At 71.8% G+C, this 22,137-nt stretch carries 19 protein-coding genes; 5 read left to right on the top strand and 14 right to left on the bottom strand.

Translation table 11 applies throughout. The features are described 5' to 3' along the window. Positions 1-107: 107 nt before the first annotated feature. Positions 108-974, top strand: coding sequence for a hypothetical protein (locus KE274_RS01250; protein ID WP_211540216.1), 867 nt, complete (start codon positions 108-110; stop codon positions 972-974). Positions 975-1,080: 106 nt separating this feature from the next. On the opposite strand, the gene KE274_RS01245 is transcribed toward KE274_RS01250, so the two are convergent. Then, the gene (locus KE274_RS01245; protein WP_211540214.1) at positions 1,081-1,938 is read right to left on the bottom strand and encodes a fumarylacetoacetate hydrolase family protein; all 858 of its coding nucleotides are present in this window, start codon (positions 1,936-1,938) and stop codon (positions 1,081-1,083) included. Positions 1,939-1,951: 13 nt separating this feature from the next. Beyond that, positions 1,952-2,926, bottom strand: coding sequence for a C-terminal binding protein (locus tag KE274_RS01240; RefSeq protein ID WP_211540212.1), 975 nt, complete (start codon positions 2,924-2,926; stop codon positions 1,952-1,954). A gap of 75 nt (positions 2,927-3,001) precedes the next feature. Here KE274_RS01240 and KE274_RS01235 point away from each other — a divergent pair, with 75 nt between their 5' ends. Further along, complete coding sequence (locus KE274_RS01235) at positions 3,002-3,751, top strand: SDR family NAD(P)-dependent oxidoreductase (protein ID WP_211540210.1); 750 nt, start codon at positions 3,002-3,004, stop codon at positions 3,749-3,751. Continuing rightward, positions 3,744-4,094, top strand: a complete 351-nt coding sequence (locus tag KE274_RS01230) for a nuclear transport factor 2 family protein (RefSeq protein WP_211540207.1) — start codon at positions 3,744-3,746, stop codon at positions 4,092-4,094. Before KE274_RS01235 ends, KE274_RS01230 begins: the two co-directional genes overlap by 8 nt. An 87-nt stretch (positions 4,095-4,181) precedes the next feature. On the opposite strand, the gene dinB is transcribed toward KE274_RS01230, so the two are convergent. The 11 genes from dinB to KE274_RS01175 form a co-directional block, all read right to left on the bottom strand. Beyond that, positions 4,182-5,378 (bottom strand): DNA polymerase IV, encoded by a 1,197-nt coding sequence (dinB, locus tag KE274_RS01225; RefSeq protein WP_211540205.1) that lies wholly within the window; start codon positions 5,376-5,378, stop codon positions 4,182-4,184. A 102-nt stretch (positions 5,379-5,480) separates the two neighbouring features. Next, complete coding sequence (locus KE274_RS01220) at positions 5,481-6,284, bottom strand: SDR family NAD(P)-dependent oxidoreductase (RefSeq protein ID WP_211540197.1); 804 nt, start codon at positions 6,282-6,284, stop codon at positions 5,481-5,483. A gap of 1 nt (position 6,285) precedes the next feature. Then, a complete protein-coding gene (locus KE274_RS01215) occupies positions 6,286-7,362 on the bottom strand; it encodes an enolase C-terminal domain-like protein (RefSeq protein WP_211540195.1) in 1,077 nt (358 codons plus the stop codon). After that, complete coding sequence (locus tag KE274_RS01210) at positions 7,359-8,117, bottom strand: SDR family NAD(P)-dependent oxidoreductase (protein ID WP_211540192.1); 759 nt, start codon at positions 8,115-8,117, stop codon at positions 7,359-7,361. Before KE274_RS01210 ends, KE274_RS01215 begins: the two co-directional genes overlap by 4 nt. 49 nt (positions 8,118-8,166) lie before the next feature. After that, the gene (locus KE274_RS01205) at positions 8,167-9,558 is read right to left on the bottom strand and encodes a hypothetical protein (RefSeq protein ID WP_211540190.1); all 1,392 of its coding nucleotides are present in this window, start codon (positions 9,556-9,558) and stop codon (positions 8,167-8,169) included. Between the two features lie 34 nt (positions 9,559-9,592). Further along, complete coding sequence (locus KE274_RS01200) at positions 9,593-11,785, bottom strand: DUF4148 domain-containing protein (RefSeq protein ID WP_249185805.1); 2,193 nt, start codon at positions 11,783-11,785, stop codon at positions 9,593-9,595. Positions 11,786-11,826: 41 nt separating this feature from the next. Next, entirely contained in the window at positions 11,827-13,557 is a 1,731-nt protein-coding gene (locus tag KE274_RS01195) for a dipeptide ABC transporter ATP-binding protein (RefSeq protein ID WP_211540188.1), read from the bottom strand. Beyond that, positions 13,554-14,402: an ABC transporter permease gene (locus KE274_RS16405; RefSeq protein WP_211540186.1), complete on the bottom strand. Its 849-nt coding sequence runs from the start codon at positions 14,400-14,402 to the stop codon at positions 13,554-13,556. Before KE274_RS16405 ends, KE274_RS01195 begins: the two co-directional genes overlap by 4 nt. Beyond that, on the bottom strand, positions 14,395-15,357 hold the full coding sequence (locus tag KE274_RS01185; RefSeq protein WP_211540184.1) for an ABC transporter permease: 963 nt from the start codon (positions 15,355-15,357) through the stop codon (positions 14,395-14,397). The genes KE274_RS16405 and KE274_RS01185 overlap by 8 nt, the downstream gene beginning before the upstream one ends. 1 nt (position 15,358) lies before the next feature. Continuing rightward, on the bottom strand, positions 15,359-16,894 hold the full coding sequence (locus KE274_RS01180; protein ID WP_211540182.1) for an ABC transporter substrate-binding protein: 1,536 nt from the start codon (positions 16,892-16,894) through the stop codon (positions 15,359-15,361). Between the two features lie 145 nt (positions 16,895-17,039). Then, a complete protein-coding gene (locus KE274_RS01175; protein WP_211540175.1) occupies positions 17,040-18,401 on the bottom strand; it encodes an MFS transporter in 1,362 nt (453 codons plus the stop codon). Between the two features lie 149 nt (positions 18,402-18,550). Between KE274_RS01175 and KE274_RS01170 the strand changes: the two genes are divergently transcribed. Then, positions 18,551-19,231 (top strand): GntR family transcriptional regulator, encoded by a 681-nt coding sequence (locus KE274_RS01170; RefSeq protein WP_211540173.1) that lies wholly within the window; start codon positions 18,551-18,553, stop codon positions 19,229-19,231. 2 nt (positions 19,232-19,233) lie between these two features. Beyond that, entirely contained in the window at positions 19,234-20,079 is an 846-nt protein-coding gene (locus KE274_RS01165) for an SDR family NAD(P)-dependent oxidoreductase (RefSeq protein ID WP_211541661.1), read from the top strand. Between the two features lie 109 nt (positions 20,080-20,188). Here KE274_RS01165 and KE274_RS01160 read toward each other — a convergent pair whose 3' ends face one another. Next, a complete protein-coding gene (locus KE274_RS01160; RefSeq protein WP_211540170.1) occupies positions 20,189-21,949 on the bottom strand; it encodes a glycoside hydrolase family 26 protein in 1,761 nt (586 codons plus the stop codon). Positions 21,950-22,137 lie beyond the last annotated feature (188 nt).

Here is a 22,137-nt window from a genome sequence, read left to right as displayed (position 1 = left end):
AGGCAGGCTGGCCCCGCTCCGGCCCGGCATGCGTCCACCGTAGCCGCCGAGGCCGCTCGCCGGAGCCCCCCCGGCCGGGCGAAGGCGCGCAGTAGGCTGAACCCATCATGGACGAGTTCATCCAGGGCTTCTGGACCTTCGCGGGCAACTACTGGTGGCTCGTCTTCCCTCTCATGGGCATGGCCGGGGGTGTGGCGAAGGCGTGGGAGCGCAGCTCGAAGCGCCGGCACGAGCGTCGCCTGGAGACCCTGCGCATGAAGGCGCAGCTCAAGACCGCCGAGATCGAGGCCCGCGCCCTGAGCCGCGAGGCCAAGCGCCGCGGACCGTCGGTCGTCGACACGTCGGCCCCGGTCTCGACCGACGATCTGCTCGCCCGGCTGTTCGCGGAGCACGACGAGATCACCGCGCGGTGGCTCGACTACGAACTCGACGTGGCGAAGCTCATCGCCTTCCCCGCCATGAGCGACGGCCGCCAGCCCCTCACCGCGGCGTTCCTGCGGGCGAAGAAGACGGCGGACGCCCTGCGCCCGGCGTCGGCCGACGCGCAGCTCTCGGAGCAGCAGGTCGCGGAGTACCTGCAGGCCGTGGGCGACTACGCGGTCGCGTTCGAGATCGCGGAGAAGGACGCCCGCCGGCTGCGCGACTCCACCTTCACGGACGCGGAACGCAAGCGCCTCGACCGCGCGCAGCAGCTGCTGAAGGTCGCGGTCGACGAGTCGGCGACACAGGCCGAGCGCAACGTGGCCTACAAGCGGGTGCGCGAGGAGCTCGACGGCCTCATCCTGCTGTCGGACGAAGCCGTGACGGTGCTGGAGAAGCAGGTCGCCAGGGAGCTCCCCTCCGCCCCCGCCGCCGCGACCCCGCAAGCCACCGCGACGCCGGAGGCCAGCGCGACGCCGGAGCCGGAGCGGATCCCCGTCACCGACCCGCTGCCCCGCACACCGCCGCGCACCACCCCGCGCGAGAACGCCTGACCACCCCGGCCCGCACCCGCCCCTCCGTCTCCGACGACCTCTGCCCGCGACACGGCGCACTCAGCGAAAGGAGCCGTGCCGCGGACACAGGCCGCCGGGTTCGGGATCAGGGCAGGTGCACCCGCTCCGTCCGCTGATACTGACGACCGAGACCCTCGATCTCGATCGTCATCTCATCGCCGTCCTGCAGGTACGGGAAGCGGCCGGAGAGCGCGACACCCTGCGGGGTCCCGGTGTTGATCACGTCGCCCGGTTCGAGCACGAGATAGTGACTGAGCTCGTGCACCAGCTGGAGCACCGGGAAGATCATGTCGGCCGTGGAGGAGTCCTGCCGCGGTTCGCCGTTCACGAACGACCGCAGCCGCAGCGCCTGCGGGTCGACCTCGTCGGCGGGGACCAGCGCGGGGCCGAGCGGGTTGAACGTCTCGGAGCACTTGCCCTTCGACCACTGCCCGCCCGACACGTCGAGCTGGAACGCGCGCTCCGACACGTCGTTCGAGATGGTGTATCCGGCGATCACGTCGCGCGCGGCCTCGGGTGACGGCAGGTAGCGGGCGGGCTTGCCGATCACGACGGCGAGCTCCACCTCCCAGTCGACCTTCTCGGCGCCGGGCGGCAGCAGCACCACGTCGTGCGGACCGACCACGGTGTTCGGGTGCTTGAAGAACAGCACCGGGTGCGCGGGCGGCTCCGACCCCGACTCGGCGGCGTGCGCGGCGTAGTTCTGCCCGATGCAGAGCACGGCGGTCGGGCGGGCGACGGGCGCGCCCACGCGGAGGCCGTCGACGTCGGCGGGCGGCAGCTCCCCGCGGTGCAGGGCTTCACGCACGCGGGCGATGCCGTCGGCCGCGAGGAACGCCCCGTCGATGTCGCGGGTGAGGGCGGAGAGGTCGCGGATCACGCCCGCGTCGTCGCGCACGTACGGGCGTTCGTGGCCGCGGGGGCCGAGGCGCAGCAGTTCCATGGGGTCCTTCCGGTCAGCGCGCGGCGGCGAAGGTCGGGTTCACGATCGGCACCGACTCGCCCGCGAACGAGCGGACGATGTTCTCGGCCGCGTGCACGGGCAGGTCGGCGAGCGCCTCGGGGGAGTACCACGCGGCGTGCGGAGTGAGCAGTACCCCGTCGAGGTCACGGAGCGGGGAGTCCGCGGCGAGCGGCTCGCCAGCGAAGACGTCGAGCGCCGCGCCGCCCAGGTGGCCGTCGCGGAGGGACGCGGCGAGCGCGTCCTCGTCGATCAGCGGACCGCGGCACGTGTTGACGATCACGGCGCCGGGTTTCATGGTCGCGAGGGCGGCCCGGTCGATCAGGTGCCGGGTGGCCTCGGTGAGCGGCACGTGCAGCGTGAGGATGTCGGCGGCGGCGATCGCGTCGGGCAGGTCGACGGGCTCGCAGCCGGCCTGGCGCACGGCATCGGCGGGGGCGTACGGGTCGGCGACGAGTACGCGGAACCCGAGGCCGCGCAGCCCGCGGGCGACGAGCGAGCCGATGCGGCCGAAGCCCAGGACCGATACCGTGGTGGTGGACGGACGCACGGCGAGGGGGCGGGCGTCCACGGCCTTCCACGTGCCGGAGCGCACGGCGCGGTCGTAGGCGGGCAGGCCCCGCGCCTGCGTCATGACCATGGCCACGGTGTGCGCGGCGACCTCTTCGATGCAGTAGCTGGGGGTGTTGGCGACGGCGATGCCCCGGGCGGTCGCGGCCTCGACGTCGATCATGTCGTAGCCGATGCCCACGCGGCTGATGATGCGCAGGTTCGGCATGCGGTCCATGAGCTCGCCGTCGATGCGGGCCCACTGCACGACGAGCCCCTCGGCCTCGGCGCCGCGCGCGGCGATGTCGTCGGGGCTGCCGGAGGCGGCACGCTCGGCACGGAGCCCGGCGCCGCGCAGGGTGTCTTCGATGACGGTCCCCGGGAGGTCGCAGTCGGTGACGAGGATGAACGGCGCAGTCATGGGAGCGATGCTATAGCATCTAGCAAATAGAAGTACAGCGCTGACATCGGGCCGATGTTGCTATAGCGTTTAGGCATGACTGTTCGCCGCGCCCTTGTGACCGGTGCGAGTTCCGGCATCGGAACCGCCGCCGCTCTCGAACTCGCCCGCGAGGGGTACGCCCTCTGGATCACCTACGCCGGGCGGGAGGCCGAGGCCGAACGCGTCGCCGAGGAGTGCCGCGCGGCCGGAGCCGCCGAGGTGCTCGTGTCGCAGCTCGACCTGCGCGACCCCGCCTCCATCGACGCCGTCACCGACCGCATCACCGTCACCTGGGGCGAGCTGCACGTGCTCATCAACAACGGTGGCGTCTGCCCGTACACGCCCTACCCCGAGATCGACATCGACGAGTGGGACCTCGTGATGGAGACCAACGCGCGCGGCACGTTCCTGCTCACCCGCGCCGCGCTCCCGCTGCTGCGGGCCGCGGAGGGCGACCGCTCGGTGATCAACATCGCCTCGATCGCCGGACAGGTCGGCGCGCTGCAGACCGGCATCCACTACGCCGCGAGCAAGGGCGCACTGCTCGCCATCACGCGCAGCTTCGCCCGGCATCTCGCGGCCGAGCGCATCCGCGTCAACGCCGTCACCCCCGGCCCCGTCACGAGCGCCATCACCGACCAGCTGCAGGGCGAAGGGCGCGCGAAGCTCGAAGCCGGCATCCCGCTCGGAGCGTTCGGCGAGCCCGCCGACGTCGCCTGGATCATCGCGTCGCTCGCCTCCGAGCGCGCCCGCTTCATCACCGGCGCCACCTACGACGTCAACGGAGGAGTTCGAATTGACTGACCACACCACCCTCGCCCGCTCCGCGCACGACACCGTGCAGGCGCAGCTCGACGCGTTCAACGCGCACGACCTCGACGCGTTCGTCGCCACCTACGCCGACGACGCCGTCATCACCGGGGTCACCCCGGAGCCGATCGTCGGGGCGGCCGCGATCCGGGCGTTCTACGAGCCGCGGCTGCAGAACCCCGAGCTCTCCTGCGTGATCGACAGCAGCGTGCTGTTCGGCACGCGATGGGTCGTCGCGCAGGAGCAGGTCATCAACGCGGGCGTCGCGACCGAGACCATCGCGACCTTCGACGTCGTGGACGGCCGCATCTCCCGCGCCTCGATGCTCAAGGCCTGAGCCGCGGGGCCGGAGCCACCGTCGGCGACGGCCGTCCGCGCGACGGGCGATGCGCACGACGACGCCACGCGCGATCCCGCCCGTACCTCACTCGTGCTCCGGGAGGATCGGCGTCGACCACCCGGGGTCGCGGCCGAGCTGCGCCGCACGGGAGACCGAGGTCGCGCCGTAGCGGTCCCGCAGCGTGTCGAGCACGGAGTCGAGCCGCGCCTCGTCCCCCCAGTCGATCGGCAGCTCCGGTTGCACCCGGTCGGCACGGTCGAGCTGGGTGAGGGACAGGCCGATCAGCGTGATGCCGCGCGCGGCGATGTCGGACTGCGCCGCGGCGAGGAGGGCACGCGCCACCGTGAGCAGGAGGGCGGTGCGGTCGGTCGGCGCGCCGAGCGTGCGGGAGCGCGTCGCCTTCGTGAAGTCGCCGAACCGCAGCCGCAGCACCACCGTGCGGCACACGCGGTCGCCGTCGCGAAGTCGCCGCGCGAGCCGGTCGAGGAGCTGCGTGAGGATGAGGTCGAGCTCCTCGGGCGACCGCGGCCGGCTGCCGAGCGCCCGCTGCGAGCCGATCGATCCGCGGCGCCGCGTGGTGTCGACCGGCCGCGGATCCCGCAGTCGGGCCAGAGCGTGCACGTGCGCGCCCGTGGCCTTGCCCAGCATGCGCTCCGCCGTCGCGGCCTCGAGCTCGGCGAGCTGCCCCACCGTGCGCACGCCGTAGCGGTGCAGCTTCTCGGCCGTCACCGCGCCCACGCCCCACAGCCGCTCGACCGGGAGCGGCAGCAGGAACTGCTCCTCCCGCTCGGGTTCGACCACCAGCAGCCCGTCCGGCTTGCTCACGGCGCTCGCGACCTTGGCCAGGAACTTGGTACGCGCGACCCCGACCGAGATCGCCAGCCCGACCTCGCGTCGCACGCGCGCCCGCAGCCGCACCGCGATCTCCTCCGGCGTGCCCGCGATGCGCCGCAGACCCCCGACCTCCAGGAACGCCTCGTCGATCGACAGCCCCTCGACCAGCGGCGTCGTGTCGCGGAAGATCGCGAACACCTCCTTGCTCGCGGCCGAGTACGCCTCCATGCGCGGCGGCACCACGACCGCATCGGGGCACAGTTCGCGCGCCTGCCGTCCGCCCATGGCCGTGCGCACCCCGCGCGCCTTGGCCTCGTAGCTCGCTGCCAGCACGACCCCGCCGCCCACGATCACCGGCCGGCCGCGGAGCTCCGGAGCGTCGCGCTGCTCGACCGACGCATAGAACGCATCGAGGTCGGCGTGCAGCACGGTGGCTTCCCCACGCATCCGTTCTCCCGTCGACGAGCGGATCGTCGCACGGACCGCGGACATCGGGCGGGCGGCGTCCTTCGTCTCGCTTCGCTCGCTCAGGAACCGAGGGGACGCGCTCTACGAACCGGCGCCGGCGTCGAAGCGGGCGCGCAGGGCGGGGTCGAGCGTGATGTCGCCGAAGGAGGCCGTCCACGCGCCGTCGACCGCGATCGACTGGCCCGACAGGTACGGCGCCTCGTCCGACAGCAGGAATGCGGTGACCGCGGCGACCTCCTCGGCCCGGGCGATGCGCCCCATCGGCGGCCCCTCCGCGAGCGCCCGCTCCTCCGCCGCCGGATCGGCCGCGCGGGCGATCTGCGCCTCCAGGTGCGGCGTGCGCACGCCACCGGGAGCGACCGTGTTCGCGCGTATGCCCAGACCGCCATACGTCACCGCCACGCTCCGGGTGAGCGCATCGATGCCGCCCTTCGTGAACTCGTACGCGGCGTGGTCGACGAAGCTCGAGCGCCCGTGGATCGAGCCGATGTTCACGATCGCCCCCGCCACGCCCTGGTCGAGGAACGCGGACACGGCGGCCGAGCAGCCCCACAGGTAGCCGAAGCCGTTGATGTCGAGGATGTCGCGCACCACCGACTCGTCGAGGTCGTGCAGCGGTGTGCGCTTCGTGATCCCGGCGTTGTTCACCCACCCGGCCAGGGGTGCGCGCGCCCTGGCCGCCGTCGCCGCGCGCTCGTGCGCCGCGCGGTCGGACGCGTCGCCGAGCACCACCTCCGCGGCCGCCCCCTCCTCGACGGTGCGCGAGCCGGGCGTGCGCTCGAGCCCGACGACGACCCATCCGTCGGCCGTGAGGCGCTCGGCGACCGCGCGGCCGATGCCCTTCGCGCTTCCGGTGACCACGACGCTGCGCGGGGAATCGGTCATGTCAGTCCCTCTCGAATCGGAACACGGCGGGGTCGAGGCCGAACCCGAGGCCCGGCACGTCGCTCGGGGTCACGGTGCCATCGAATTGCGGGCCGCCCGTCACGAAGGAGGGCGCGGGATCGTAGGGGTTCACGCCGCGCGCGAAGGTCTCCACCTGGATGCCGAGGTGCGCCGTGACCTCCGGGTACACGTGGCCCGACACGGGCACGCCGCGCTCGGCCGCCCACGCGATCAGCTCCCGGGCGGGCGTGATGCCGCCGATCGCGACCACGTCGAGCCGCAGCGCCTCCACGCCGCCGACCTCCACGAGCGCCTGCAGCACCGCGGGATCGGTGACCTCGTCGCCCACCGCGACGGGGAGCCCGGAGCCGCGACGGATCCGCGCGACGCCCTCCGCATCTTCGGGCAGCAGCGGATCCTCCAGCCACCCGAGCCGCGGGTTCCCCCACTGCGCCAGCTCCGCGAGAGCCGTGTCGGCGTCGGGCCACCCGAAGCCCACGTCCACCACGAGTCGCGTCTCGGCGGGCAGCTCGGCGTTCAGGATCGCCAGCAGCTCGCGCATGTATGCCGGATCGGGAATGCGGGAGATCTTCACCTGCGACCACCCGGGAGCCTGCGCCAGCACCTCGTCCGCGACCGCCCGCGGCATGCGCCCGGGAGAGGGATACGCCGCCACGAGCATCGCATCGCGCGGGGCGTCGCCCGTGCCGAGCAGACGCCACAGCGGCACCCCGGCCCGACGCGCCGCGATGTCCCACAGCGCGATGTCGACCAGGCCGATCGCCCGCCGCACGAGCCCGACCCGTCCGACGATCGCGCTCCCCCGCAGCATCCGGTCCCACGCGGCGGCGGGGTCGTCCGCGTCCACGCCGACCGCGTGCGGGGCGACGAGCCGCTCCACGATCTCCGCCATCGGCGCCTCGCGCGACAGGCAGTACGCCACGCCCGTCGTGCCGTCGCCCGCGGTCACCCGCACGGCGGTGTACTCGCGGCGGGTCACGGTCATGGCGCCGAGCTGCAGCGGCGCGGGCAGCGGCAGCACCACCGTGGCGGTGTCGATGCGGGCGATCGCGCTCATTCGGGCTTCTTCGCGAGGGGCACGCCGTAGTCCACCATGAACCCGCCGTCGACGTACAGCGTCTGACCGTTCATGTAGCGCGACTGGTCGGACACCAGGAAGCTCACGGCCGCGGCGATCTCGCTCGCATCGGCCAGGCGCTTCGCGGGGATGCGCGACAGGATCGTGTCGAGGCTCAGCGTGCCCTGCTCGACGCCCTGGCGGAACACCCCGGTGTCGACGTAGCCGGGAGCCACGGCGTTCACGCGCACGCCGCGCGACGCCCACTCCGCTCCGGCCGTGGCCGTGAGGCCGATCACGGCGGCCTTGGTCGTGGCATACGGCGCGCGCCCCGCGGACCCGCGCGAGGAGATGGAGGAGATGTTGACGATGCGACCGTCGCCGCGGTCGAGCATGCGGCGCCCGGCGGCCTGGAGCGCGGAGAACACCCCGTGCAGGTTCACGTCCACCACGGCGGACCACTCGTCCCACGTGAGGTCTTCGATGCCGCGGTGCCGCTGGATGCCCGCGTTGTTGACCAGCACCTCGATCGGCCCGAGCTCCGCCTCGACCTCGCCGAACACGCGGTCGACTGCGGCGTGGTCGGTCACGTCGAGCTCTCGCCACAGGATGCCGGCGGGGTTGTCGCCCGCGGTGAGCCCGGGCACGCGGTCGGTCGCGACGACGACGTAGCCGTCCGCGGACAGCCGCTGTCCGATCTCCCAGCCGATGCCGGCGGAGCCTCCGGTGACGATGGCGACGGGGCGCTGGCTCATGTCTCTCCTCTGCATCGGGGATTTGCTATAGCAAGTGTAGCGGTCCGCGTCAGGCGTCGAGCAGCCGCGCCACGAGAGCCGCCGCGTGCTCCTCCAGCAGCTCCAGCGCGCCGGGCGCGAGCGGCGTCTGCCAAGCCTGATACGCGCCGCGGTCGTACGCCTCGCGCGTCGGGAGGTACACGAACCCCGGGCCGTTCGTGAGGTTCATCACCACGATGGGCGTCGCGGGGAACCGCGACCGCAGTGTGGTCTGCAACCGCGAATACGCCTCGCCGGGGTGTCCGACGATCACGGCGTCACCGAGCCGCCACGCCCACACCGGATGCGTCACGGTCGGCCCGTCGATGTAGCCGTCGCGGAGGTTGCGCGCCCGGCCGAGCCGCTCCTCCCGCGACCGCGCGTCGATGTCCTTCCACTCCTCCGCCAGCTCGTCGAGGGTCGGCAGGTCGCGCAGCGGCAGCTCCACGGCGGCCACGACGCCCCCGGCCGCTTCGCCGCCCTCGGCTCCGCGTCCCGCCCAGATCGCGAGCGGCGCGCCCGATTCGACCACGCCCTCCAGCGTCAGCTCCTCGCCGGGCAGCGGCAGGGCGTCGAGCGCCGCGAGCACCGCGTGCCCGAGCGAGCGTCCGTGCCGGTCGGCCACCGTCACGTCGCCCGTGTACTGCTCGCGCGGGGCCAGCTCGCCCGATGCCCCCTGCACGAACAGGCACGGCGACCCCGTGGCCCCCTCGACGAGCTCTCGCATGGCGCCCACGTAGTCTGGCGACACCCCGCGGTGCTGCCACGCGAGCGTCGTGGGGTGGCACGCGTAGTTCACCAGGGTGGCCCGCACGGTGCCGTCGATGCTGATGCGGCCGATGGTCACGGTGTCGTCGGCGACCCCCTGCGGGTTGTAGCCCACGAGGGCGCGGCCGTCGAGGTCGAGCTCCCGGTCGGCGGCGAGCGTGCACGTGCCCGTCGTCCACTCGATCAGCCCGGGCCGGGCGCCGTCGAGCGCCTCCCGCCCGGCCGCGACCCCCGCCGCCGCGAGCGCGTCGAGGTACCCGGGGATCAGCTCACCGCCGGGCAGGTGGGCGTCGGCCGCGCACAGCACCGCGCCCGCGTGGGTGTGCGAGAGCGACAGCATCAACTGGTCGGGGTCGAGTCCGAGGCCGTCGAGGATCGCGCCGCGCACGGCCTGCTCGTCGGCCACGCGCCGCCACCACGTGCCGTCCACGGCCAGCAGCACGCGCGGCCGCTCGTCCGCCGCGATCACCGCGAGCGCGGTCAGCTCGAACGGCCGGTGCGCGCCCTCCGACCGCTCCCAGTCGGCGGGGCCCCAGTTCTTCGCGCGGATGCCCACGGGCGGCGTGATGTCGCGCCGGGCGACGCCGAGGCGCGCGCGGGTGCGGGGGATGCGGATGCGGTCTCCGAGGTGCGTGGCCGCTGCCGTGTCGTTCAAGCGAGGTCCTCCCTGGTCTCCATGATGCCGTCGTTCAGGCGGTCGTCAGCACGTCGGCGATCAGCACGCGGTCCCCGGACTCGGGCACCGCCGCGTCCACGCCGCGGGCGACGGAGTCGCTGTACAGCAGCGTCGACGGCTCCGGGAAGCCCTCGGCCAGGCGCAGCGCGCCGCCGGCGAACTGGCTCCCGGTGACACGCGCGTGGTTGACGCCCGTGCCGATGTCGAGGTGCGCGGCGCCCTTCCCCGCCGTCGAGGTCACGCCGCTGACCCGCCAGGTCACCACGCCGCCGCCCGCAGCACGCGAGAGCAGGGCGCCGCCGTCACGCTCCGTGGCCAGCTCGACGCCCTCGACCGCGACCAGCTGGTCGCGCACGGCGGTGGCGGTCAGGGCGATGTCGCGCACGGTTCCGCCGCGGATCGTGACCCGCGCGGCGCCGATCTCCATCGGGGCACCGGTGGCCGGGCCGCTCAGGTGGCAGTCGACGAACTCGACCGCGCCGGCCCCGCGCGCCTTCGTCCCGTCGATGCCCGCGATGGTGCAGCGCACGAAGCTCACGGTCGCGGTCACCGGGGTCTGCACCAGCACCTGATCCTTCGGCAGCGAGAACGTGCTGTCCTCGATCGTGGTGGGGCGCGACGACCGGGTGGAGCGCTGACCGATCGCCAGCAGTCCCGCGGTGCACCCGCGCACCTGTGCGCCGTCGGCGTTGATCGTCATGGTGGCCTGGGGGTCGAACGTGGAGCGGCCGATCACCCGGACGTTCTCGAGCGTCAGGTCGCTGATCTTCGTGCCGGCGACGAACCACGAGCACACGTGGTCGCGCACCGTGATGCGCTTCGCGGCGGTGCCCCACTGCGCCCCCGAGTTGGCGATGTCCATGAGGCCGGAGTTCCCGATGAAGGTCAGGTCGTGCTCGTACTGGCCGTGCGTGGTGAAGGGGTTGCCGCCCTGGTCGTCGCCGTCGCCGTGGCAGTTCTCCACGAGGCAGTAGGCGCTCGCGGTGAGGTCGTTGAGGTGTCGCGCGTTGGACGAGGAGCAGTCGGCCACTCGCCCGTACAGGCTGTAGATCTGCTGCGTCAGATACCCCGCGCCGCCGTAGAACACGGTGGGCGGGTTCTCGACCGAGCAGCGCTCCGTCGTGAAGTGGGTGTTCCAGCGCCGCATGATCACGGGCCACCACGTGCGGCTGGCGTGCACGTCGGCGACGTCGCAGTGGATCGCGTACTCGAACGCGATCGGGTGGGACCCCGTGCGCTCGCGCGGATCGGGGAAGGAGCCGTCGGTCGGCCCCTCGAACGGCCCGGCGCCGAGGAAGCGGAGGTTCCGGATGCGGACGCCGGCGACGGGCTCCATCCGCCGCCACGTGAGCCGACGCCCGGCATCCAGCGCCCAGCCGTTGAGGTAGTCGATGCGGATGTGGCTGCCGTCGAGCTGCTGCGTCACCCGCACGAACCGCTGCAGCTCGCGCTCGTCGCGCCCGCCGCCCGCGACCTCGTCGCACTGCACCGCCCACCACGAGTCGACGGGGAACACGGAGGCGTCCGGCACGGCCACCGCATCGGTCAGCTCGGGCCAGGGCTCTGCGAGCGCGTGCTCCACCACGACGTCGAGCGAGGTGCCGGTGAAGAACATCACCGCACCGAAGGGGTTGTCCGCCGTGTTCGGCTCGATGCCGTCCGTGGTGATCAGGTGCCCGCCGAAGTCGAGCTCGACGTGCGAACGGGTGAAGCGGTGCCGTCGCTGGAACAGCAGGTCGGAGCTGCCCTGGATCCGCTGGACCCGGGGGTCGTTCACCAGGGCGTCGAGCGCGTCGTCCGCCGGAACCTCGGGCCCGGTGATGCCGAAGGCGCGGAAGTCGACCGTGCCGTCGTGCTGCAGCAGCCACCGGGTGTCGCGCTTGCCCGCGATGACGGTGCCCCCGTTGGCCGCGACCGTGCCGTCTTCCGACCCCACGTACACCAGCAGCCCTGCGTCGCCCGGCGCGTGATACCCCGCCACGACCGCGAGCTCGCCGTCGCGCGCCCGCAGCCGGATCAGCTCCGCGACCGTCTCCACGCGCGTGACGTCCTTCGCCCCGGTGGCGACGGGCGCGGCCTGCGCGGACGACGCGCCGACGACCGAGCCCGCCGCCCCCAGCGCGACCGCGCCGAGCCCGGTCATCAGGGCGCGGCGCCCCGTCGAGCGCACGCCCTCGTCCGCGGCGGTGAGTGGTGTGTCCGACATGACGGCTCCTTCGTTGACTCAGTGGTTCGGGCGCGACAACGTCACGCCGGTGACGCGGCGACCGGCTCGGCCGCGAGCAGCGCCGCCGCCTCCGCCCGCCGCTGCCGCTCCCGCGCCGGATCGGCCACGGGGATCGCCGCCATCAGGCTGCGCGTGTACTCGTGCTGGGGGTTCGCGAACAGCGCGTCGCGGGCACCGATCTCCACGATGCGCCCTCGCTGCATCACCGCGACCGTCGACGACATGTACCTGATCACGGCGAGGTCGTGACTGATGAAGAGGTACGTCAGCCCCAGCTCGGTCTGCAGTTCGCGCAGCAGGTTGAGCACCTGCGCCTGGATCGACACGTCGAGCGCCGACACCGACTCGTCCAGCACGAGGAACTCCGGCTCGAGCACCAGCGACCGGGCGATCGATACGCGCTGGCACTGGCCGCCCGACATCGACCGGGGCAGCCGGTGCGCGAACTCCTCGTCCAGCCGCACGCGGTGCATGGCCTCGCGCACCTTCTCCGCCCGGGTCGCCCTGGTGCCGATGCCGTGCGCGAGCAGCGGCGCCTCGATGATCTGCGCCACGGTCTGCCGACGGTTGAGCGCGGAGAACGGGTCCTGGAACACCATCTGCATGCGCCTCCGCAGCCGCCGCAGCTCCTCGCCACGCAGGTCGTGCGGGCGCTGTCCGTCGAACACGACCGCGCCGCCGTCGATCCCGCCGAGCGCCAGCACCGCCTTCGACACGGTCGACTTGCCCGACCCCGACTCGCCCACGAGCCCCACGGTCTCGCCGCGACGGATCTGGAACGACACGTCGTCCACCGCTGTCACGCGCCGGCCCGAGCCGAGCGTGAACACCTTCGACACGCCCTGCACGTCCACCAGCACGTCGCCCGACTCCCGCGCCCGGTCGACCGCGCTGATCGACCCCGCCTCGACGAGCGGTTCCGTGCCGCGTTCGAGCACCTCGGCGGCGGTGCGGATCGGTCGGTGCACGTCCACCGTCAGGTCGACCACCGCGCCCAGCAGCGCCTGCGTGTACGGGTGCTCCGGGGCGGCGTAGATCCGGTCCACCGGCCCCTCCTCGACCACGCGACCGTGCCGCATCACGTGGATGCGCTCGCAGAAGCCGGCCGCGACGCCCAGGTCGTGCGTGATGAGCACGACCGCGGTGCCGTGATCCTCGGCGAGACGGTCGAGCAGGTCGATGATGCGCGACTGGGTCGTGACGTCGAGCGCCGTGGTGGGTTCGTCCGCGATGAGCACGGCCGGCCGCGACGACATGGCCATCGCGATCATCACGCGCTGCCGCATGCCTCCGGAGAACTCGTGCGGGTACTGGCTCAGGCGCTCCTCGGGCAGCGGTACCCCCACCTCGGTCAGCAGCTCGACCGCGCGCACCCTGGCTGCGGCCTTCGACACGCGGTCGTGCAGCCGGATCGCCTCGACCAGCTGGTGCCCGATCGTGCGGACCGGGTTCAGCGACGACATCGGGTCCTGGTAGACCATCGCGATCTCGCCGCCGCGCACCCGGGTCATCTCGCGGGGACTCAGGGGGAGCAGCTCCCGGTCGCGCAGCCGGATGCTGCCGCCGAGGGCGGCCCCGTCGTTGAGCCGCATGATCGACAGCGCCGTGAGCGACTTGCCGGAGCCGGACTCGCCGACCAGGCCGATCCGCTCACCGGGGCGCACCGCGAAGCTGATCCCCTTCACGGGCGTCACGTCGCCGTAGGAGACGGTGAGGTCCTGCACCCGCAGGACGGGCGTGACATCGGTCATCGGCCCTTCCCCTTCCGATCGCCGCCGAACTGGTCGGCGAGCACGTTGAGCAGCCAGATGGTGACGAAGATGAACAGCGCGGGGAACAGCACGTACCCGATCGACTGGTACATCTTCTGGTAGCCCTGCTGCACGAGCGTGCCCCAGGTGGCTTCGGGCGGTGCGATGCCGAGACCGACGAAGCTCATCGACGCCTCCAGCAGGATCGCGTTGGCGGCGTTGATGGCCGCCTGCACCACGATGGGGCCGCGCGCGTTGGGCAGCACCTCGGCGAACAGCAGCCGGCGGCGCGGGGAACCGAACGCCACCGCGGCGGTGAAGTAGTCCTCCTGGAGTTCGCTCAGCACCGAGGAGCGCACGAGCCGCGCCGTGGTGGGGGTGAGGAGCACCCCGATGATGACGGCGAGCTTCACGGGGTCGGCGCCGAACGCCGAGATGAAGACGAGCGCGAACAGGATCTGCGGGATCGCCATGACCGTGTCGGCGAGGCGCATCAGGATCTCGTCGATCCAGCCGCGGCCGAACGCGGCGGCCATGCCCCACGCGATGCCGAGCACCATCGCGACCAGGGTCGCGCCGCCGGCGATGAACACGGTGAGCTGGCCGCCGTAGAGCACGCGGCTGAACAGATCGCGGCCGAGCTCGTCGGTGCCGAACAGGTGCACGGCCGACGGGGCCGCGAACCGGTCGGGCGACTGGGCCGCGGGGTCGAACGGCGCGAGCACGGGGGCGAGCACGCACGCCAGCACGATGAGCGCCAGGAGTCCGAACGGGATCCACGAGGCGACCGCGACGCGGCGGCGCGGCCTGGTCGGCCGCAGGGCGAGGGTGAGGGTGTCAGCCACGGCTGCTCCTTGCACGCAGACGCGGGTCGAGCACGCCGTAGAGCAGGTCGACCACGAGCGTCGTGAGGATGAACAGGGCGGAGATCAGCAGCACCACCGACTGCAGCACCGCGTAGTCGCGCTTGAACACGGCGTCGATCGCGAGCGAGCCGAGCCCCGGCACGCCGAACACGTACTCCACGATCACGACGCCGCCGAGCGTGTACCCGACGATGAGGCCGAGCATGGTGAGCCCCGGGATGAGGGCGTTGCGCAGCGCGTGCCCGAGCACGACCCCGCCGGCGGACTGCCCCTTGCCCTTGGCGGTGCGGATGTAGGGCGCGTCGAGCACCTCCACCATCGACGCCCGCAGGAACCGCATCAGCAGCGGCGCGGCGGCGAACGCGAGGGTGAGGGCGGGCAGGATCATGCGCACGAGGTTGTCGGCCGGATCCTCCGCGAACGGGGTGTACCCGCGGGCGGGAAGCCACTTCAGCTGCACCGCGAACACCACGATCAGCACGATGCCGATCAGGAACTGGGGCAGCGCCATGCCCGCGGTGGAGATCGCGGTCAGCACCCGGTCGACCACGCCGAGCGGGCGCAGCGAGGCGATCACGGCGGCCGGGGTCGCGACGAGCACGGCCAGCAGGATGCCGATCAGCGTGAGCTCGAGCGTGGCCGGAAGGCGCTGGGCGATCAGCTCGGTCACCGAGAACTGGTTGAAGTACGACTGCCCGAAGTCGCCGGTGACGACGCCGCCGATCCACCGCAGGTACTGCTCGATCACGGGGGCGTCGAGCCCGGCTTCCTCACGGAGCCGCTGGAGCATCTCCGCATCCACGCCGGGGGTGGAGCCGAGGCGCGTGATGACGGGATCGCCCGGCAGCAGCCGGAGCACCACGAACACGAGGAGCGAGGTGGCGATCAGCATCGCGATGCTGATCGCCACCCGGCGCAGGACGGAGAGGAGCACGTCAGCCCTTCAGCTGCGCGTCCTCGAGGTGCAGCTGACCGCCGCCCTCGACCCACACGCCGTCCACCTTCGTGCTGGTCGCGGTGACCACGGTGGACTGCAGCGGCACGATCAGCGGCACCTGCTGGTTGATGATGGTCTGCACGGTGCCCCACTTCTCGGCGCGCGCGGCCTGGTCGGGCTCGGCGACCGCAGCGGCGAACGCGGACTGGAACTCGGGGTCGACCCAGTTGCACTCGCAGCGGCCCTCCAGGTAGAAGTTCAGCGAGTAGGCGGGCTCGGGCGGGGTGGACTGGAAGTTCGGCACGATGTAGCCGGGGAAGCTCTTGCCCGCGGGGTAGAACGAGTCGACCCAGGTGCCGACGTCGTTGTTGTCGATCTTCAGCGTGATGCCGATCTCCTTCAGGCTGGCCTGCAGGATCTCGCCGCTCGTGTTCCACTCCGGGTACTGTCCCGCGACGCCCCACCAGGTGAGCGTGCTGCCCTCGGTCACGCCGGCCGCGGCGAACAGCTCCTTGGCCTTGTCCAGGTCGTAGGAGTAGTCGGTGAGGTCGCCGCCGTACCAGGGGTTCACCTCGCCGAGGGCGTTGTTGGTCGGCGAGACCGTGCCCTGGCCGTAGTAGGCGGCGTCGAGGATGGCCTCGCGGTCGATCGCGTACGCGAGGGCCTGCCGGGCGCGCACGTCGTTGAACGGCGGCGAGGTGGTGTCGACCTCCCACGAGGGCCACTGGCTCGGGTTCTCGGGCTTGACCAGGGCGATGTCGCCGCCGCCCTCGAGGCTCGCCACGTCGCCCTGCGGCACCGACCACAGCACGTCGATGTCGCCCGAGCGCAGCCCGGTCACGGCGGCGGTGGACTCGGCGGCCTTCACGATGCGGATCTCGTCGAGCGCGGGCGCTTCGCCGAAGTACTCGGGGTTGGGCACGAGCGTGAGGCTGTCGTCGGGCGTGAAGCTCTCGACGACGTAGGGCCCCGTGCCGATGGGCTCCTTGTCGATCGTGTCGAGCGCGTCGACGTCGAGCATCTTGACCCACACGATGCCGGCGTCGAACGTGGCGATCGGCTCGGACAGCGTGATGACCACGGTCTTGTCGTCGGGCGCGGTGACGTCGGTCACCATGTCGATCTTGTTCTTCTCCTGCGTGGCCGTGTCGGGGTCGAGGTAGTACTCGAACGAGGCGACGGCGTCTTCCGCGGTGAACGGGTCGCCGTTGGAGAACGTGACGCCGTCGCGGAGCGTGAACGTCCAGGTCTTCTGGTCGTCCGAGGTCTCCCAGCTCTCGGCGAGGTCGCCCACGATCTCGCCGGACTCGTCGGTGGTGGTCAGGCCGTTCCACAGCAGCGGGAACAGCACCTCCTCCCACGCGAACGTGCGGATGGCGGGGTTGAGCTGCGGGATGCCCTGCGCTGCGGCGACGGTGAGCGTGCCACCGTCCTGCGGTGAGCCGTCGGACGCGGATGTGGAACTGCAGCCGGCGGTGATGAGGGCGGCGGTGAGCAACGCTGCTCCGCCGAGAAGGACGCGACGACGCGACATGGGTGCCTCCAGGTGTCGGGTGGTGCTTCGGGTGATGCTTCGGGTAAGGGTATTGCGCTATAGCATGTAGCAAAATGAGGTGAGCGTCTAGAGCGAAGCGGACCGGCGGGGTTACGTTCTCGTTACGCCCGCCGATCCGCGGCGGTCACCGCGAGGCGGGCGCCGACTCGGGCGTCAGCGCGGGGGCCGTCGTGAAGTCGGCGCGACGGCTGAGCACGAACGCGATCGCCGCCCCGAGCAGCGTGAGCCCGGAGATCAGCAAGAGGCCCCACACCGCCGACCCCGTGGTCTGGCTGATCCAGCCGATCGCGTAGGGTCCGGCGAAGCCCGCGAGGTTGCCCACCGAGTTGATGAACGCCAGCCCCGCGGCCGCGGCCGTGCCCGTGAGCACCATGGGCGGCAGGCTCCAGAACAGCGGCGTCGTCGAGAACAGCGCGGACATGCCGATGCACAGCGCCACGAGCGCGAGCACCGGCGTGCCCTGTGCCGCCACCGCCGCGATGAGCGACAGGGCCGTGATGCTCAGGGTGATGCCGATCTGGAGCGGGATGTTGCCCTGCTTGCGCGCCGCGCGCTCCCACGGCAGCATCACCAGCGCCGCGCACAGGTTGGGCAACGCGACCAGCCAGCCGGTCGTGGCGTTGGAGAAGTCGCCCATGCTCTTCACGATGGTCGGCAGCCACATGCCCAGTCCGTAGGCGCCGAACACCACGCCGAAGAACAGCACGATCAGCGTCCACAGCCGCCCGTTGCGGAACACCTCGCCCAGGCGGAGACGGCCGTGCCGTTGCTCCGTGGCCTGGGTCTCGGCCGCGAGGGTGTCGGAGATCCAGCGCTGCTCGGTGGGGGTGAGCCAGCGCGCGTCCTGCGGGCGGTCGGGCAGCCAGAAGAACACGACGAACGCGAGCAGCACCGCGGGCACGCCCTGCAGCAGGAACACGAGCTGCCAGCCGTCGAGTCCCCACAGGCCGTGGAGTTCGAGCATCCAGCCCGACAGCGGGGCCGCGACCGCGTTGGCGATCGGGTTCGACAGCACGAACACCGCGAGCACCTGCGTGCGGTATTGCCGCGGGAACCACAGGGTGAGGTAGAGCAGCACGCCGGGGAAGAAGCCCGCCTCCGCGATGCCGAGGATGAAGCGTGCGATCGCGAACTGCGTGGCGTCCTGCACGAACGCGGTGAGCGCGGCGACGATGCCCCACGAGATCATGATGCGGGCGATCCACTTGCGGGCCCCGAATCTCTCCAGCAGCAGGTTGCTCGGCACCTCGAACAGCAGGTAGCCGATGAAGAAGATGCCCGCGGCGAAGCCGAACGCGGCCTCGGTGATGTTCAGCGCGGCCGTCATCTCCAGCTTGGCGAAGCCGGCGTTGTTGCGGTCGATGTAGGCGACGAGGTACAGCAGTCCGAGGAACGGGCCGAGCCTCCAGATCGCCTTCTTCATCGCCGCGGCCCCGACCGCGGCGTCTGCGGCGCGCTCACGCGCGGCGGTGTCTCTGCCGGACATGACAACTCCTTCGTCATCGCTGGGTTTTGCTATAGCATCTAGCACCTGCGTCGTTCTGTCCAGTCCTTTCGTGAATGCCATAGCATCGAGCAAGCGAAGAGGCCCTCCGCGACGAGCACCGGGCCGCGCGAGACGACGAAGGGCCCCGGATGCGCAGCGTGTCGGACCAGAACATCGCCGAACAGGTCGCCGACGAACTGCGGGCGGCCATTCACTCGGGTGAGCTCGCCCCGGGCGAACGGCTGGTGGAGCGCAAGCTCGCCGAGCGCCTGGGCGTGAGCCACATCCCGGTGCGGGAGGCCCTGACCCGCCTGGCCGAGGAGCGCCTGATCACGCGTGAGCCCCGCCGCGGCGCCCGCGTGGCGCAGCTCACCGCGCAGGACCTGGAGGAGATCTCGAGCCTGCGCATCGTGCTCGAGCAGTTCATGGCCATCCGCGTGCAGGAGCGCTGGAACGACGAGTCGGCCGAGCGGCTGGGCGCAATCATCCAGGCGATGTCCGATGCGGCCCCCGGCGACATCGCCGAGGTGCTCCGCCAGGACCGGCTATTCCACGAGACGCTCGCCGACCTGGCCGAGCACCGGTTCCTCGACGAGCTCAGCGCGCAGCTGCGCGGACGCATCGCCGGGTTCATCCAGGCCGCGAACGCCGCGCTCGACCCCGCCGAGCAGGAGGAGCACGTGCGCAGCCACCAGCAGATCATCGATGCCGTGGCGAGCGGCGACCCGGACCGCGCCCGCGCCGTGATCGCCGAGCACGTCACGCGCGCGGTGCAGCGCATCACGCCGACCGTCCAGGCCGAGGTCGAGGCCGAGGCCGAGGCCGAGTGACCGTGACGGAGCGGCGCACGATCGTCCTGACCGGCGCCTCGGACGGCATCGGCGCCGCTGCGGCACGCCAGCTCGCCGAAACCGGTCACCGGCTGATCCTCGTGGGGCGCTCGCCCGAGAAGACCCGGGCGGTCGCGGAGGAGACGGGCGCCGAGCACCACGTGGCCGACTTCGCGCGGCTCGACGACGTGCGCACCCTCGCGAGCCGCCTCACCGCGAACGTGGGAGACGCCGGCATCGACGTCCTCGCCAACAACGCCGGGGGCATCTTCGGCGACCGCACCCCCACGGTCGACGGCTTCGAGAAAACACTCCAGGTCAACCACCTGGCGCCGTTCCTGCTCACGAACCTGCTGCTGCCGCACCTGCTGCGGGCGCGCGGTGCGGTGATCAACACGTCGAGCGTGGGCCACCGGCTCTTCGGGCACCTCGACCTCGACGACCTCGACAACCACCGCCGCTTCAGCCCCAACAAGGCCTACGGCGACGCGAAGCTCGCCAACATCCTGTTCACGAAGAGCCTGCACGAGAGGTTCCACGCGGAGGGGCTCAGCGCCGTGGCGTTCCACCCCGGTACCGTGCGGACGAACTTCGCGGCGGACTCGTCGAGCATCATGCGGCTCGTGTACCGCTCACCGCTGCGGCACGTGCTGCTGATCGGAACCGACCGCGGAGGCGCGACGCTGCGGTGGTTCATCGAGGGAACCCCGGGCGACACGTGGATCTCCGGCGCCTACTACGACGAGCGAGCCCTCACCACGCGCGTGAACCCACAGGCGAATGACCCCGTGCTCGCCGAGGCGCTGTGGCAGCGGAGCGCAGAGCTCGTCGGACTCCCCGCGGCCTGAGCCCCAGCCCCCCGGCACCCCGCACACGAGGAGCGCCCCCTCGCGCACCGGCGTGTGAGGCACCGGCACCCGAGGGGGCGCAGCTGTGGCGGGGACGCGCCCGCGCCGGTCAGTTCCCGCGCGTGTTCACGAACGGGTCGAGTCCCGCGTCCTTGAACGACTCGAGCATGCCGGGGCCGTTCTCGATCTGCAGCGTGCACTTCTCGCCCGTGCCCAGCGCACCCGGCGAGTTGAACCGCACGAGCGCCTTCAGGTTCGGGTACTCCTTCAGCGCGTCGGGGATCTCGCGGTGCCAGTCCTGCGCGAGCCCCGGGTCGGACGTGTTGTACGACGTGCCGTACTCCGACAGGATCTGCGGCTTCGTGCCCAGGCTGCCCTCCGTGAAGAAGTGGTACTTCTGGTCGATCTTGTCGGCGAACGTCGTCCACCCGGTGCCGTTGCACGTGTAGAAGTTGTACGGGTCATAGCCCACCCAGTCCACGTAGGAATCGCCGGGGTAGCCCTGCATGATGCGGTCGTCGTTGCCGTCGCCGAGGTAGCCGGTCGACACCCACGCCCACGCGACGTTGGTGACGCCCTTGGCCGCGAAGCGGTCGTGGATGTGACGGTACGCGCTGGCGTAGTCGGCCATCGTGCCCTTCTGCTCGTTGGGCCCGTTGTCGAACTCCGGGTCGAACGCGATCATGACCTGCTTGCCGTACGCCTTGATGCGATCGGCGGCCGCGTCGATGAAGGTGTCCATGTCGCCCCGCGTGATGCGCGACCACGCGATCATGGTGTCGGTGTCGGAGACGCGGGCCTGCCACGAGAACAGCAGCGTGCGGTCCTTGCCGAGCTCCTGCTCCTCCGCGTCGGGGAACTGCCCCTGGTGCACGTGGTTCGAGAAGTCGTGGTACCGCATGGTCATGTCGAACTTGCGACCGACCTTGGCCTCCAGATCGGTGACCGAGGTCACCAGGGACGACCCGCCGGTGGTGGCGTACACGCCCCACAGGGCGCCGCACGCCGGGGCGAGCATGGCCTGAGCGCCGCAGGCGTCCGGGTCGCTGGTCGCCGAACCGCTCTGGTCGGTCGCGGGAGCCGGAGCGGGAGCGGGCTCGACGGGCTCGGCGGGCTCAGCGGGCTCGGCCGGGTCGTCCTCCCCGGACTCCGGGGCAGGAGCCGGCGAGGGGGCGGGAGCGGGTGCAGGAGTCGGCGCAGGGGCGGGCGCCGGTGCGGGGGCCTGACCCGACGCCGTGTCCTCCCGGACCAGGTGCGCGTCGAAACTCACGTTGGGCGTCGCGCGGTAGTTGGCGAGCACCTGCACGGCGATGGTGTTCTCGCCCTCGTGGAGCAGGCTCACCGGGATGGAGAACGACACCGGGTTGGAGCGGGCCGACCTCGACGAGGGGGCTGCGGTCGCGTAGCTCTTCGCGGTGATGTCCCCCTTCGGCGCGTTCTTGCGCCCGACCTCGGTGCCGTTGACCCACACGACGATGCCGTCGTCGGCCCAGGTGTTGAGCCAGGACCACTCGGGGAGGTCGGACGTGAGCGTGAAGCTCTTCGTGAAGAAGGTCGAGAGCGGTCGATCGGTCGACGACGGGATCTTGGTGGTGACCCGGCCCACGCGGGTGCCTGCACCGAACGGGGCCTTCCCCGTCGACCACGACGACGAGTCGGTCTGCCAGTCGGCGGGCGGAGCGGTGGTGGAGCGGTAGTACGACCACTCGGAGCCCCGCTCGATCACCGAGGCGATCGCGTTCGAGGCGGAGTCGGAGGCCGACGCCGGGGTGGGTGCCGCGATGGCGGCGGAGCCGAGCACCGCGACGGCGGCGAGAGAGGCGAACAGGGTATGGCGGACAGGGTGGATCGAATTGCGTAGTGATTTCATCTTTTCGAAGGGTCAGGAAGACCGCCCGGATCTCTCGGGACGTCACCGGGTTCTTCTGGTTCGGATGCGGGCCGAGCTCCCCCTCGTGGCATCCTGCGAACAGATAGCGGTGTCCACCCTAAGCGACGAAATGTTACGTACTACCCATATGCCGGAGCGCTAGGCGGGACCGGGACGCGGGAGGACGG

Origin of the sequence: Microbacterium paraoxydans (assembly GCF_018224615.1) — a bacterium.
Lineage (GTDB): Bacteria > Actinomycetota > Actinomycetes > Actinomycetales > Microbacteriaceae > Microbacterium > Microbacterium paraoxydans_B.
The sequence above is the reverse complement of the archived record's forward strand: the minus strand, read 5'-3'. Positions and strand labels throughout refer to the sequence as shown.